The 15,255-nt window shown below is 41.4% G+C and carries 14 protein-coding genes; all 14 read left to right on the top strand.

All coding sequences use genetic code 11. From position 1 onward, the window contains the following. The first annotated feature begins 215 nt into the window (after window positions 1-215). The 14 genes from BM057_RS00550 (at window position 216) to BM057_RS00485 (ending at window position 15,225) form a co-directional block, all read left to right on the top strand. Window positions 216-1,304 carry an ABC transporter permease gene (locus BM057_RS00550; RefSeq protein WP_092090745.1) on the top strand — a complete coding sequence of 363 codons (1,089 nt, stop codon included), beginning with the start codon at window positions 216-218 and terminating at the stop codon, window positions 1,302-1,304. 17 nt (window positions 1,305-1,321) lie between these two features. Beyond that, window positions 1,322-2,011 (top strand): ABC transporter ATP-binding protein, encoded by a 690-nt coding sequence (locus tag BM057_RS00545; protein ID WP_092090744.1) that lies wholly within the window; start codon window positions 1,322-1,324, stop codon window positions 2,009-2,011. Between the two features lie 22 nt (window positions 2,012-2,033). Continuing rightward, on the top strand, window positions 2,034-2,483 hold the full coding sequence (locus tag BM057_RS00540; RefSeq protein ID WP_092090743.1) for a MarR family winged helix-turn-helix transcriptional regulator: 450 nt from the start codon (window positions 2,034-2,036) through the stop codon (window positions 2,481-2,483). 40 nt (window positions 2,484-2,523) lie between these two features. Continuing rightward, entirely contained in the window at window positions 2,524-4,029 is a 1,506-nt protein-coding gene (locus BM057_RS00535) for a phytoene desaturase family protein (protein WP_047392827.1), read from the top strand. A gap of 22 nt (window positions 4,030-4,051) precedes the next feature. Beyond that, entirely contained in the window at window positions 4,052-4,939 is an 888-nt protein-coding gene (locus BM057_RS00530) for a phytoene/squalene synthase family protein (protein ID WP_092090742.1), read from the top strand. A 52-nt stretch (window positions 4,940-4,991) separates the two neighbouring features. After that, window positions 4,992-6,491 carry a phytoene desaturase family protein gene (locus BM057_RS00525; RefSeq protein WP_092090741.1) on the top strand — a complete coding sequence of 500 codons (1,500 nt, stop codon included), beginning with the start codon at window positions 4,992-4,994 and terminating at the stop codon, window positions 6,489-6,491. Further along, entirely contained in the window at window positions 6,484-7,884 is a 1,401-nt protein-coding gene (locus BM057_RS00520; protein ID WP_047392835.1) for an aldehyde dehydrogenase family protein, read from the top strand. Before BM057_RS00525 ends, BM057_RS00520 begins: the two co-directional genes overlap by 8 nt. A gap of 11 nt (window positions 7,885-7,895) precedes the next feature. Then, window positions 7,896-9,005, top strand: coding sequence for a glycosyltransferase family 2 protein (locus BM057_RS00515; RefSeq protein ID WP_047392837.1), 1,110 nt, complete (start codon window positions 7,896-7,898; stop codon window positions 9,003-9,005). A 15-nt stretch (window positions 9,006-9,020) separates the two neighbouring features. Further along, entirely contained in the window at window positions 9,021-9,536 is a 516-nt protein-coding gene (locus BM057_RS00510) for a glycosyl-4,4'-diaponeurosporenoate acyltransferase CrtO family protein (RefSeq protein WP_047392840.1), read from the top strand. Window positions 9,537-9,674: 138 nt separating this feature from the next. Next, window positions 9,675-9,896: a heavy-metal-associated domain-containing protein gene (locus BM057_RS00505; RefSeq protein WP_047392842.1), complete on the top strand. Its 222-nt coding sequence runs from the start codon at window positions 9,675-9,677 to the stop codon at window positions 9,894-9,896. Window positions 9,897-10,603: 707 nt separating this feature from the next. Next, complete coding sequence (locus tag BM057_RS00500; RefSeq protein ID WP_052181906.1) at window positions 10,604-10,858, top strand: heavy-metal-associated domain-containing protein; 255 nt, start codon at window positions 10,604-10,606, stop codon at window positions 10,856-10,858. Next, window positions 10,842-12,752, top strand: a complete 1,911-nt coding sequence (locus BM057_RS00495) for a heavy metal translocating P-type ATPase (protein WP_092090740.1) — start codon at window positions 10,842-10,844, stop codon at window positions 12,750-12,752. Before BM057_RS00500 ends, BM057_RS00495 begins: the two co-directional genes overlap by 17 nt. A 190-nt stretch (window positions 12,753-12,942) precedes the next feature. Further along, the gene (locus tag BM057_RS00490) at window positions 12,943-13,665 is read left to right on the top strand and encodes a Crp/Fnr family transcriptional regulator (protein ID WP_047392848.1); all 723 of its coding nucleotides are present in this window, start codon (window positions 12,943-12,945) and stop codon (window positions 13,663-13,665) included. Between the two features lie 237 nt (window positions 13,666-13,902). After that, window positions 13,903-15,225, top strand: a complete 1,323-nt coding sequence (locus tag BM057_RS00485) for an FAD-dependent oxidoreductase (RefSeq protein ID WP_092090739.1) — start codon at window positions 13,903-13,905, stop codon at window positions 15,223-15,225. Window positions 15,226-15,255 lie beyond the last annotated feature (30 nt).

Genomic DNA, 15,255 nt, shown 5'->3' with positions numbered 1-15,255 from the left:
TCGAGAAAGTGACTTTGAGCGCAAAAGTTTATTCTTTGTAGTAGAGTAAAGACAACAGTTTGCAAATCAATATCAGCTCGTTTAAAAAACGCGATTGGTATGCCGTCTAGCCACCAATCGTATTCTTTTACATCGTACCCGATTTAATATAGAATGAGAGCCATTAATCAGGTTACATAAATAAAAATAAATAGCAGATAGAAGGAGCTAGGTGTATGTTTTTAGCATGGAAAGAAATCAAATATGAGAAAACGAGATTTGCCTTGATCATTGGTGTCATGGTTTTGGTCTCTTACTTAGTCTATTTTTTAACAGGACTAGCTTATGGATTGGCACAAGCTAATCGTACAAGTGTCGACAAATGGGATGCAGACGCTGTGGTGTTAACAGATGAATCGAACAGCAATATCAATATGTCGATGATGACATTGAAAGAGGCGGAGGAAGTCTCGGCTGATGAAACAGCGTTGTTGGGGCAAACAGCCGGAGTCGTACGCAAAGAAGGAACGACAGGAGAAGCGGCTAAAATCAATGTCACTTTTTTCGGGATCGATCCAGATGAATTTATTATGCCTGAAGTCATCGAAGGAGAGGTGTTTACGAATGATGACGAAGCTATAGCTGACAGCAGTTTAAAAGATGATGATGTTGAGATCGGAGACGTCATTGAGCTAGCTGGAAGCGACAAAAAGCTGACCATCACTGGATTTACGGAAAACGCTCAATTTAATACAGCTCCTGTTTTATATACTACGATCGCATCGTATCAAGAGATCCGTTTTGAAAAGGCAGATGACTCTGAGAATGGGCGCATCAGTGCTGTTGTTGTGAGAGACGATGCTAGTGACTTATCTGACATCAACATCGATAATGATGATTTAAAGCCTTATGCCATAAAAGACTATATCAACAAAATTCCAAGTTATAACGCTCAAGTCTTGACATTTGGACTGATGATCGGCTTTTTAGTGATCATCGCAGCGGTAGTGATCGGTATTTTTATCTATGTCTTGACCCTGCAAAAAGCCAGTATGTTTGGAGTAATGAAAGCACAAGGAATCTCTTCAGGTTATATTGCAAAATCCGTGATCGCACAAACCTTTATTTTATCTGCGATCGGTGTTGGGATTGGGTTGGTGCTGACGATCGGCACTTCTTTCGCTTTGCCGTCTGCAGTTCCTTACCAAACAGACCCCTTGTTCTTGATTGGGATCACTGGTTTGTTAGTTTTAGTAGCCGTTTTAGGCGCGTTGTTCTCAGTAAGGACAGTGGTTAACATTGATCCGTTAGAAGCCATTGGTTAGAGAAGAGGGGTAGAAAAATGAAATTGATTGAATGTAAAGGTGTGCGCAAACACTTTGGCGAAGGGCACACTAAAGTGGAAGCACTAAAAGAGACGAATTTTTCAGTAGAAGCAGGAGAATTTGTAGCCATTATTGGACCTAGTGGATCAGGCAAAAGTACGTTATTGACAATCATTGGCGGATTGCAGACGCCAAGCGAAGGAAAAGTACAGATCAAGGATGCACCTTTTAGCGAAGAAGAAGAAAAGAAGCGGGCTGCATTGCGTTTCAAAGAAATTGGTTTTATTTTGCAAGCTTCCAACCTGGTTCCATTTTTAACCGTTTCAGATCAGCTGCAATTGGTGAACAAAGTCAAAAAGGTAAAGATGGATCAAGAAAAAGCAGAACATTTATTAGATGATTTGGGTGTTTTAAAGTTAAAAGACAAATATCCAAGCGACTTATCAGGCGGAGAACGTCAACGGGTGGCAATCGCCCGTGCTTTGTACCATGAACCTTCCGTTATATTAGCGGATGAACCGACCGCAAGTTTGGATTCAGAAAAAGCTTTTGAAGTCGTCGACATTTTGGCTAGAGAAACCAAAAATAAACAGAAGGCGACGATTATGGTCACGCATGATGAACGTTTGATTCAGCAATGTGATAAAGTCTACCTCATGCAAGATGGGGTCTTATCATTAAAAGAAATGGATACAGAAAAAGAATAAGCATAAAGAGGGGTAAACGGCAGTGGAAGAAGATCTTTTTAACCGTTCATTGGACGATCAATTGTGTTTTGAAGTCTATAAAGCAGCGAATGGTTTTTCTAAGCTTTACAAAAGAGCACTGGTACCTTTTCAATTAACGTTTCCACAATATTTGGTCTTATTGGCACTTTGGGAAGAAGATAACGTTTATATTAAGCGGATCAGTGATCGCTTAGCTATCTCGATCGGTACATTGAACCCGATGTTGAATCGACTGACAGCGCAAAAATGGATCAAGAAAGTACCTTCTCCTAAAGATAAACGAGCAACACTTGTATGTCTGACAGAGAAAGCGCATGAACAAAAAAGAGCGATTTCTCTCAGCATTTTGCAAGAAATCAAGAGTTGCAATACGACCGGTATAGATGGACAGCTATTTTTACAAAACTTAAAGCGATTGAATGAAGAATTTGATCGCATAGAAAAAAATTAATCTGAATATTGTGTGTGCTAAAGAAGGAGAAAAGACAAACATGGAAAAACAAAAAACGGTTAGCGTGATCGGAGCCGGCGTTGCTGGGCTAGCTAGCGCTATCCGTCTGCAACATGCCGGTTATACAGTTGAACTTTTTGAAAAAGAGGACTTGCCAGGCGGTAAAATGAATGTCGTGGAAAAAGATGGTTACCGGTTTGATCTAGGGCCCAGTCTAGTTATGATGCCGGAGTTATACCGTGAACCATTTGAGCTGGCGGGTAAAAATCCGGATGATTACATTCCAATGGAAAGATTAGACCCTATGTATGTCTCTCATTTCAATAAAGGAAAGGAAACCATAGAAGCTTCTTCTGATTTGGTAAAATTGATCAGCACGATGGAAGCCATCAACGACAAAGACGCGCAAGGTTTTCTGCAATACTTACAAGACATTTATGAACGCTTTATTGTTGCTCGTGATCATTTTTTGCAACGTCCGTTCCGCAGACAAAGGGATTTTTATCAACCTTCTGTTATCCGTCAAGCGCTGAAATTGAAAACGTTTGACAGTGCCAGTCATTCGATCGGCAAGTATATCGAAGATGAACGTCTTCAACAAATGCTGAGTTTTCAAACTTTATATATCGGTGTTTCTCCTAAAAATGGGCCATCTTTATACACCATTATTCCAATGATCGAGTTGCTGTACGGTGTATGGTTTATCAAAGGCGGCATGCATACAATGGCTGAAGCGATGGAAAAGTTATTGATTGAATTAGGCGGGAAGATCCATTACCAAACGCCAGTGGAAGAGATTTTGATCGAAAACCAAAAAGCTGTCGGATTAAAACTGGCAGATCGCACCGTTTTTTCTGATTTTGTCATGTGTAACGCCGATTTTCCATATGCAATGAAGCACCTGGTTAAGGATACAAAAGCAAAAGGAAAGTATACGGATAAAAAGATCGATCGAATGAAGTACTCCTGTTCTTGCTTGATCTTTTACTGGGGGATGGACCGTCAGTATGACGAAATTTCTCCTATTCACCATTTTGTTTTTTCAGAAGATTTAGATGAAAATATTGATCAGATTTTCGATGGCAGAAAAATGACGGACCCTTCTTTTTATGTTTATATGGCTTCTAAGCTTGATCCTACATTAGCACCGGCTGGAAAAGATGGACTTTACGTTTTGATTCCTGTATCTGAATTATCTACAGCTCAATACCAGTGGACAGATGAAACGATTCAAGATTATCGCCAAAAAGTATTGAATACATTGAGCCAAATCTCAGGTTTTGAAAATGTTGAACAAGAAATCGTCTCGGAATCTTATATGACACCAGAAGATTTTAAATCAAAATTCAATGCATATAATGGTGCTTGTTTCGGTCTGCAGCCTAATTTGCTGCAAAGCAATCATTTTCGTCCGCAAAGTAAAGCTACCCATTGTGAAAATCTATATTTTACTGGAAGCAGTACACATCCAGGTGCTGGAGTCCCGATCGTTTTGCTGTCAGCCAAGATCGCTGTGGAAGAATTGTTGTTGGATGACCAAGAGTAAAGTCGGATAAGGAGGAGCCGTCATGAATTCATCAATTGAAGCAACCTTGCAAAAAGATTATCGCCACTGCCAAAAGGTGATCAAACAGCAGTCTAAAAGCTTTTATTATGCATTTTCTCAGCTCCCAAAAGAAAAAGCACAAGCTGTATATGCGATTTATGCTTTTTGCCGACGTGCAGATGATACAGTCGACGAAGAAAAAAGCAGGATGCGACAACAAAACAGCTTAAACCAGCTGGAAGAAGAATTAAGACAATTTGAAATGGGGAAGACACCAGATAGTCCAGTTTGGCGAGCGTTAAGAGATGTCTTCAATCGTTATCCAATGAACATTCGACCCTTTTATGACCAGCTTCGAGGTCAACGGATGGATATTGATTTTGCAGTCCCGCGTACATTAGAAGAACTAGAAACTTATAGCTATTATGTCGCAGGAACGGTGGGATTGATGCTGCTGCCGATCCTTGCAGCGAAGGCAGGAAAAGAGGCTGAATCAAGTGCTGTTCGTTTAGGGACAGCGATGCAGCTTACCAATATTTTAAGGGATGTTGGTGAAGATCTAAAAGAGAACCAACGCCTTTATCTGCCAATCAGCATCTGCAAGCAAGAAAATTGTTCAGTTGAAAAGCTGTTAAACGGTCAGCCGGATGCTGCTTTTATTCGTGTATGGGAGAGGTTGGCCAAACGAGCCGAAACGTTATACGAGCAGTTCAAGCAAGATATTTATCTGTATGATGAAGAAAGCCGTCTGCCTGTATTGGCAGCCGCTCATATTTATCGCGGTATACTGAATGCAGTACGTAAAAACCAATACAATTGTTTAGATCAGCGGAATGCAGTTTCATTTATGGAAAAAAAGGACATCTATCAAGAGGCGAAAGATTTTTTGAAACAAATCAATGCAGTCTAATGAAGCCAAAAAATCATCAGAAAGAGCAAAATAGAGGGGTGGCGCAAATAGGATGAGCAAGAAAAAAACAGTTGTGGTGATTGGGGGAGGATTAGGTGGTCTTTCAGCTGCGGTCTCGCTAGCGCAAAGCGGCTTTCAGGTTTCCCTTTATGAAAAAAATGATCATCTCGGTGGAAAATTGAACCGAGCAGAACAAGATGGGTTTGGGTTTGACTTGGGGCCTTCTATTTTGACCATGCCGCACATATTTGAAAAGCTGTTTACTGGCAGTGGTCGAAAAATGGAAGACTATATTCCGATTGTTCGCTTAGAACATGAATGGCGTTCTTTTTTTCCAGATGGCATGCATATCGATCTTTATGGTGACCTGGAGAAAATGGCGAAAGAGAATCCGCTGCTTAGTGCACAAGATATGGCAGAATATCAAACGTTTTTAGAGTATGCTAAGGGCTTATATGATTTGACGGAAGAAGGCTATTTTGCAGAAGGCTTGGATGGGACGATGGACATTTTCCGCCATCATGGATTGATCGAATCGATCAAAGGTTTTGATTACTTTTCTTCCATGTATGACGGCATTGAAAAACGCATCAGCCATCCGAAACTGAAAGAGATGTTAGCGTACTTTATCAAATATGTAGGCTCTTCTCCTTATGATGCGCCTGCTGTATTGAATATGATGATTTATATGCAGCATGCGCAAGGTGTGTGGTATGTTCCAGGAGGGATGCAAAAGATTGCTGAAGGCATTGTACAGTTGGGCAAAGAAATCGGTGTTCAATTTCATCCAAACCAGCGTGTGGTCAAGTTGATCTCGAACGACCAAAAGCAAATCGTTGCTGCAGTATTAGCAGATCAAAGGCAGATACAAGCGGATTACTTTGTTTCCAATATGGAAGTGATTCCTGCGTATAAAGAACTGTTAACAGAAGATCCAGCTTTTGTCCAAAAATTGAAAAAAACATTTGAACCAGCCAGCTCAGGTTTGGTTTTGCATCTAGGCGTAGACAAATTGTATCCGCAGTTGGCTCATCATAACTTTTTCTTTTCTGCTGATCCTAAAAAGAATTTTGAACAAGTCTTTCACCACCACGAACTGCCGGATGATCCTACCATTTACTTAGTGAATGTCAATAAAACGGATCCGGAACAGGCACGACCAGGACATGAAAATATCAAGATTTTGCCTCATATTCCCTATCTTCAAGATCGTCCCTTTACTCCAGAAGCATATGCTGACTTTCGCGAAAAGGTTTTGATCAAATTAGAAAAAATGGGACTAACCGATTTAAGGCAACATATCGTTACTGAAAATCAATGGACACCTGAAGACATTCAACGTCACTATCTATCTGACCGAGGGGCGATCTATGGAACAGTTTCTGACCGGAAAAAGAATCATGGGTTTAAACATGCTAAGCACAGCGAACGTTATGATAATTTATATTTTGTCGGGGGGACGGTTAACCCAGGAGGTGGCATGCCAATGGTTACCTTGAGCGGTCAGCAGACACGAGATAAAATCGTGAAAAGAGAACAAGCCAATGATTGATCCAGCTCAAAAGAAAGAGTGGCAGGAGACGTTAGAACGGCAAAAAGAGCGAGTTTTGCAAACAAAAGGCGGCACCTATCCTGAACGTCTTGCTCATCTTGAAGGCTTGAAAAAGTTGTTGATAGAACATGAGGAAGAGTGGATGACGGCTCTTGAGCAGGACTTAGGAAAATCAGCTGTGGATAGTTATACTTCAGAAATAGCCGTTGTTTTGAATGAAATCGATTATGCCAAACGTCGACTGAAAAAGTGGATGAAACCGCAGCGTACTAAACATTTCAGTTTAAGCGGATCAGCGAAGACAAGAGTTTCTTGGGAGCCATATGGTGCGGTGTTGATTCTTTCACCTTGGAACTACCCGGTCCAGCTAGCCTTATTGCCGCTAGTAGGGGCTTTGGCTGCTGGAAACAGCTGCTTTCTCAAGCCTTCAGAACAAGCCTCAGCCGTCAGTCATGTATTAGCAAAATTATTGGCACGCTACTTTGATCCTAAAGTGATAACGGTCATAGAAGGAGAAAGCGAGACGGCAGCAGCGCTTTTGACGCTGAAATGGGATTTTATCTTTTTTACCGGCAGCAAAAAAATCGGCAAGAAAGTTTATCGAACTGCTGCTGAGCATTTGATCCCTGTCGCATTGGAATTAGGCGGGAAAAATCCTTGTATTGTGGATGCATCTGGTCTTTCAAAAGAAACCGTTCGACAAATTGCTTGGGGAAAGTTTTTAAACGCTGGGCAAACTTGCGTAGCGCCAGATACCGTTTATGTCCACGAATCGATCTATCCACAATTTTTGGCCCAACTAAAACAGCAGCTGCTTGATTTTTATGGCCCAGATCCTCAAAACAGTTGGGATTATGGCAGGATGATCCACAAAAAACATTTAAATACTGTAGTAGACTATTTAACAGAAGGAAATGTTTATCATGGAGGGGCTTTTAATGAAGAAAAGCTTTATTTAGCACCGACCATTTTAACAGACATCCAAAAAGATAGTGCTGTAGGAGAAGAAGAAATTTTTGGACCGATCTTACCGGTGATTCCTTATCATTCGCTGACATCCTTGGTACAAGACTTGCAGCAAAAGCCTGTTCCTTTGGTGACCTATGTGTTTAGCCAAGATTCAAAAGTAGTCCATCTTTTAGAGCAGCAGCTAAGCAGCGGAGCGTTCAGCTTAAACCAAGCGATCCGTTTTGCAGCCAATCCTGAGATTCCTTTTGGAGGATTGCAAGAGAGTGGCTTTGGCCGGTACCATGGTCAATCAAGCTTTAAGACCTTTAGCTGCCAAAGAGTTGTTTATGCACAACGATCTTTATTTGCATTACCGCAACAGTATCCGCCATATCGAATGGAACAATTAAAGTGGTTGAAAAAATGGCGGCGCCGCCTTTTTTAGGAGGAAAACGCATGCTTATTGGAAGTTTGGCTGTTATATTATTGGCGTGGTCACTAGGATGGTTAGCTTTTTGGCGCGTTCCGTTTTTGCCGCGAAAAGTTGTGCAAAAAAGAACAGAATGTACTATTTCAGTTGTGATTCCTACTCGAAATGAAGAGTATAATCTGCCTCGGCTGCTATCATCATTAAAACAGCAGCGTTTGCAGCCGAAAGAAATCATTGTTTCAGATGATGATTCTGAAGATGCGACTGTTGCGATAGCTAGGCAATTTAACGCTATGGTTGTTGTAAAACCAATGGATGAAAGGGCAGTCGGCAAAGCAGCAGGTTGTTGGAGAGGCGCTAAGGCAGCCACAGGCGAGGTGCTATTATTTTTAGATGCAGATACGTATTTAGAACGTGCAGATAGTTTAGAACACTTAGTCCATGCTTACCAAAAACAAGGTCAAACAGGGATTTTATCTGTTCAGCCGTATCATCAAGTAGCTGCTGCATATGAACAATTTTCAGCGGTATTTAACATTCTTGTTTTAGCCGGTATGAATGCTTTTACTTTATTTAAATCATACTTTAAACCAGCTGGCGCTTTTGGACCCTGTTTATTCTGCAGCAAAGCAGAGTATATGATGGTCGGCGGTCATGAAAAGGCGCAAGAAGATATCATGGAAGACTTTGTATTGGGGAACAGCTTTCAAAAAAAAGGACTGCCGATCGTTTTATATGCGGGCAAAGGAGCGGTGCATTTTTGTATGTACCCAGAAGGTATGCGACAGCTGGTAGAAGGCTGGACAAAAAACTTTGCAATAGCTTCTCGTTCCACTCATCCACTCGTATTGTTTTGCATCATTTGTTGGATCAGCGGCGGCACCATATCAGGCGGCTTTTTGGCAGCTGCATTATTTGTCGGATCTGTTCAATGGCTGATTGGTGCAGCAGTGATGTATGTTCTTTATTTCTTGCAATGCTATTTATTTGCTAAGCGAGTAGGCTCTTTTTCTTTATGGGCGCTGCTCATCTATCCTTTTCTATTTGTATTTTTCATCTTATTATTTAGTTGGTCATTTTTTAAAACGCACTTTTTTCGCACGGTTACATGGAAAGGTCGTAACATCAAGCTTTGATAAGGAGGGAGCATGATGCCGTTGATCCAATTGCCATCTATTGGGATCGTCATCTTGGATATAGCAGCCTGGTATTTTTTTCATCTGTTCATCTCTTGGATAGCCCGCTTATTACCAGACGATTTTTTTGAGCGTCATGCTGAATGGTTTCAGACTAAGAGATGGGAACAAGACGGCTTTTTATGGCAGCGCCTATTTCGAGTGCGTTCCTGGAAAAATAAATTGCCAGATGGAACGCAGATCATTAAGAAGGGCTTTGATAAGAGACACCTCTTAAGCGTTGATCATCAAGGGTTATCAAAGTTTATCATCGAAACACAAAGAGCGGAGCTGACGCACTGGCTTTTGATTCCGCCAGCTTTGCTGTTCTTTATATGGAATCCTCTTTGGGCCGGCTGGATGATGATCGTTTATGCATTGCTGGTTAATGTGCCTTTTATTTTGATCCAACGCTTTAACCGCCCTCGGCTAGAAAGGCTGCGCAAAAAAGCCAGCCGTCTGCAGAGCAGTAAAATAACAGTTATATCATGACCAAGGAACTGAGCCAATCGCCGGTTTCTTTTTTTTTGCCTACTTTTTTGTCTAAATCAGTAAAACTTGATGGCCGTCAAGTTTTATTCGCCTAGATCAGCTTATACTGTAGTCAATTACAAAGAGGAGGAATTCAACATGAGTAAAGCAGTTTTTCAATTAGAACCATTAACTTGTCCATCATGTATCAAAAAGATCGAAACGACCTTAAACAAAACAAACGGTGTAGAGTCCGTCAAAGTTTTATTTAACTCAGGCAAAGTCAAAACACAATTTGATGAAAGCAGCATCCAAGCAGAAGAATTGAGCAAGATCCTCACGAACTTAGGTTATCCTGTATTGTCCTCAAAAGTTTCTTAATCGGTAGCTGTATAGACAAAGAACAGGTTCTTCCTCTTTTAACGTTGGTAAAGAAATTTCCTCCGGTCGATGGACTACTGATGGAAAGCCATGAAAATATATTGAGCCGAAAATCGCGTCTCAATGTTTGCAAGCTTCAAACTTAGTGTAACGGCTAAAGCCTACCACTAAGTGATTCACATTGCATCTTTTTTCATGGCTATCAGTAGCCCTATGCGCCTCCTGAAATTTCTAGAAATAGGATTCTAACGAGCTTAGCATTAAAAAATTGATTTTTTACAGACCAACGTTAAATATTGTAGAACCAAAGAACAAAGATCTCGGCTAGTGCTAGTCGGGATCTTTTTTATCGCCAAAATTTGTGTTGATCGGACATTGGGTGACAATAGAATCGAGATCAAGCTATTTTCTACTGAATAGCATAGATGGTGTTTGCTGAAACAGCTCTAAGCTAACAGAAATCCTTACACTAAAGCTTTCTTAACTGTAAGACAAGCGCGATTGAGTGAAGTGTGGACAATCTGCCGCTTATCCATAACAACAATGATGAGGATTCAGTGCATTACAATTGAACCGATCATGACCTACAAACAAAAGTATCGTGACAAAGGAAGCAAAAAGTTTTCAAGAAATTGACGGGCATCAATTTAAGTTGTGCGTGTTCAGGATAAGATAAGGTCAGAAAGCAGGAGAGAGGAGAAAGAAAGATGAGCAAAGCATTATTTCAAATTGAGTCATTAACATGTGCCGGTTGTGCAAGTCAAATTGAACAGCACATGAATCAACTAAACGGTATCCAATCTATCAAAGTTTTTGCCCATTTGGGAAAGGTTCGTACGGTTTTTTACGAGACGGACATTAAAGCAGAACAAATTGGAGAAAAACTTGGCAATATCGGCTATCCAGTACAAAACATCGTTGTTTCAACAGAAGGAGGAGAAAAAAATGATCAAAACAGTTAATCAACATAAGCAGCACATTACTATTCTATCCGGTGCCTTGATCGCGATCGGTTTTCTTGCAGGGATAGTAGGAAACGAATCTTTTAAAGATTTGATGCTGATCATCGCCACTGCCATTGCTAGTGTGCCGATCTTCATCAAAGCCTTTCAAGCGTTGCGCATGAAGGCATTCAGTATCGATCTATTGGTCAGTATTGCGGTGATCGGCGCGCTCTTCATTGGTGAATATACAGAATCAGCTGTTGTTACTTTCTTGTTCTTATTTGGAGACTATCTGGAAATGAAAACCTTAGAAAAAACACGTTCTTCTTTAAAAGAGCTGGTCGATATGGCACCGCAAGAAGCAACTGTCATGAGAGCTAATGGTCAAACTGAAGTCATTCCTGTCGAGGACGTGGAAGAAGGCGATCGGGTCGTGATCCGACCTGGCGGTAAAGTTCCGGTAGATGGAGAAGTGGTTTCTGGAAAAGCTTCGATCAATGAAGCCGCGATCACAGGGGAATCTGTACCAGCTGCAAAAGCAGTAAAGGATAAAGTTTTCAGCGGGACAATCGTAGACAATGGCTATATCGAGATCATTGCCGAAAAAGTCGGAGATGACACAACTTTTGCCAAAATTATCGAATTAGTAGAAGAAGCTCAAGAATCTAAGTCAAAAGCTGAAAAATTTTTGGATAAATTTGCCAACATCTATACCCCTTCCGTAGTGGTATTGTCTCTCTTGGTCCTTCTCGTGACACGCGATTTGCATTTGGCTATCACGTTCCTTGTGATCGCTTGTCCAGGAGCTTTAGTGATCGGCGCACCCGTTTCAAACGTAGCGGGGATTGGAAATGGCGCAAAACATGGTGTCTTGATCAAAGGCGGCGAAATCATGGATAAGTTTTCAAAAGTCGATACGTTGGTTTTTGATAAAACCGGTACATTGACGAAGGGGCAACCGGAAGTTACGGATATCCACACCTTCAATAATGCCAATCGTGATAAATTGTTACAATTGGTCGCTACAGCTGAAACGATCTCAGAACACCATTTAGGCCAAACGATCGTAAAAGAAGCCACACAGCGCGGAATGGATCTATCCGCTGCAACGATCGAAGACAGCGAAGTGATTAAAGGAAACGGGTTGATCGCTACTGTAAACGGACAAAGCATCGCAGCTGGCAACCGTAAATTGATGGAAGCACAACAAATCGCGATTCCACAAGAAGCTGAACATTATGCTGTCAGTCGTGAGAAAGCCGGAAATTCAGCAATCTTTGTCAGCCTTAATGGAGAACTGGCTGGATTGATCTCCATTGCTGATCAGATCCGCGATGATGCCAAACAAGCTTTGAGCCAAATGAGAGCAAATGGAATCAAGAAAATCGTGATGCTGACAGGTGATAACCGGCATACTGCTGAAGCAGTCGCAACTGAATTAGGACTAGATGAATTTCATGCTGAACTGCTGCCAGAAAACAAAGTGGCATTTGTCCAACAATTGAAAGCCGATGGACATCAAGTCGCTATGGCTGGAGATGGGATCAATGATGCACCAGCTATCGCTACCGCAGATATCGGGTTGGCAATGGGCGAAGGCGGAACAGATGTATCGATGGAAACAGCTGATGTGGTGTTGATGGCTGATAAACTGATGCAATTCTCTCATGCGTACTCATTGTCAAAAGCGACCACGCGCAACATGAAACAAAATATTTTGATCGCAGTAGGTGTTGTATTCGTCCTTTTAATAGGCGTTCTGATGGGAAATGTACACTTAGCAGCCGGAATGTTTATTCATGAAGCGAGCGTTCTAGTCGTGATCCTGAATGCGATGCGCTTGATCGGCTTCAATCGTAAGAAAATGCAAAGCATTCAGCAACCAACGCAGCATACAGTAGAAGCACAATAATCAAATCAACCTTAACGGGAGAGAAAGAGGTACTTTCTCTCCTTTGAATGAAGCTTTTTCCACTTCATTGGTCGTTTAAATGCTTGAATAAAACAGCTTGACTGTTGCAAGCTACATGGAGACGTGATAGCCTAAAAGCGAAAAAGACGAACCGAGCATTTCTATCATCTAATAAAGAGAGGCAGAAAAAATGACAATAGAAGAAAAACATTCACATCACTGTGAACGACAGGATCATGCAAGGGCTCATACGCATAAAGCTTGTGTTTCACTCGTACCGATCTTTAACCATCTCAGTGATGAGCAGTTGGATGAGATCATGGTAACGACGCAATCCACTTCTTTTAAAAAAGGCGAAATGATCTATCATGCTGGAGAAGAGTCTAATGCTTTGTATATCGTCAATCAAGGAAAGATCCGTATCTACCGATTAGCAGAATCTGGGAAAGAACAGCTGGTCCGCATTTTAAACCCCGGCGACTTCACCGGTGAAATGGCGTTGTTCAATGAAACGACCCATGAATCCTATGCGGAAGCTATGGTCGCGACAAAAGTTTGCCGGATCCGTCGTGAAGATTTGCAATCTTTTTTAGTCAAATACCCAACTATTTCATTGAAGATCCTACAAGAATTATCTAGCCGTATTGATGAAACAGAAAAGCAAGCGACACGCTTCTCAACAGAATCCGTTGAAACTCGAATCGCTTCTTTCTTAGCCGAATGTCTAGACGCTGAAGCGAGCGGGCGTTCCTTCACCTTACCGATGTCTAAAAAAGATTTGGCGTCTTATTTGGGAACGACCCCTGAAACGATCAGCCGCAAACTAGGAGATCTCGAAGACAAAGGATTGATTCGTCAAAAACCGAAGAAAAAGATAGAGGTACTAGACTTAGACGGCCTGCTGCTCGTTTAAAAACAAATAACGGCATTTTTCAGAAGCTGAGACAAATCGTCTTGGCTTTTTTTGCAACGTTCAAATGAATCCCCATCGCCTATCCAACCAAGCAATGTTTTTCGCTTCTTCTGTTTTGTTGCATGAAGAGAACCCTTACGACATGCCCGAAAGCAATCGTTACTCCTTTCTTTCTAAGGGTGTTAAACTAAAGCAAGAGGCTTCAATAAATGTTTAGAAAGGAATGGAGGAAAAACCATGAAATACGATGCAATCACGATCGGGTTTGGACAAGGGGCGCATAAGATAGCAAGAGACTTAGCCAAAAAGAAATGGAAAGTCGCAATGATCGAGAAAAACGATCAGATGTACGGCGGTTCGTGTGTCAATATTGGATGTATTCCAACTAAGTTGATGGATCATGATGCCAAAGAAGGGCATCCTTATGAAAAAGTGAAAGAACGGCGCGACCAAGTAGTAGCACATAACCGAGAAAACAATTACAACGGTATGCAAAATAACGAATATGTGGATGTTTATACAGGAATCGGTTCTTTTAAATCCAATCATGTAGTGGAAGTGGCAACGAAAGACGGAACATATGAACTAGAAGGAACGTATATTTTTATTGATACGGGTTCTGTGCCGAATATGCCGCCAATCGATGGCTTAAAAGAAGCTGATCATGTTTATAACAGCACAACTTTGCAAGAACTGGACCATCTGCCTGCAACACTCGGCATTATTGGCGGAGGAAACATCGGATTGGAGTTTGCTTCTATTTATGCAACGCTTGGTGCCAAAGTCACGCTTTTAGAACGCAGCGATTCATTTATGGAACATGAAGAGCCGGAAATTGCTGAGGCGGTTCAAAAAGTGCTAGAAGATAAAGGCATTCGTATTCAGTTGAATGCTGAAAGCGAACAAGTCAGCAATAGTAAGGAAGGAGTAGAAGTGAAAACCAGCGATGGACAAGTCTATTCTTTTGAGGCGCTCTTAGTAGCTGCTGGACATAAACCGCAAACAGCAGAGTTGAACTTGGAAGCAACAGATATCGAAGTGGATGAAAAAGGCGGAATCAAAGTAAATGAACAACTAGAAACAACGGCTGAAAAAGTATATGCAGTGGGGGATGTCAGAGGGAAACTGAAATTTACCTATATTACAACCGATGATGCCGCACTTGTACTCGATCATTTGCTCGGAAACGGTACGCGAAAACTATCGGAACGCAAACACGTGCCATATGCGATTTTTATAGACCCGCCGGTAGCACATGTTGGACTTACAGAAAAGGAAGCCAACGAAAAGGGCTACACTTTTCTGACAAATATCGTTCCGGTCAAATCCACCGTTCGATCAAATGTGATCAACGATGAACGCGGATTATATAAGGCTGTAGTAAATAAGGAAAATGAGGAGATTTTAGGTGTATCTTTATTTGGTGATCAAGCCCATGAGCTCGTCAATATGATGAAAATGGCTATGGACAATCATATTCCTTATACGTATTTACGCGACCAAGTGATCACTCATCCAGTCATGTCAGAGATTTTCAATACTCTTTTTGATCTTAGCTAAATGACGCTCTTGTTAAAAAAATGAAGGAAC

The sequence above is a fragment of the Pisciglobus halotolerans genome, from assembly GCF_900113675.1.
Classification (GTDB): Bacteria; Bacillota; Bacilli; order Lactobacillales; family Carnobacteriaceae; genus Pisciglobus; species Pisciglobus halotolerans.
Note: the sequence above shows the minus strand (reverse complement) of the source record. Positions and strands in the feature narration are given on the sequence as shown.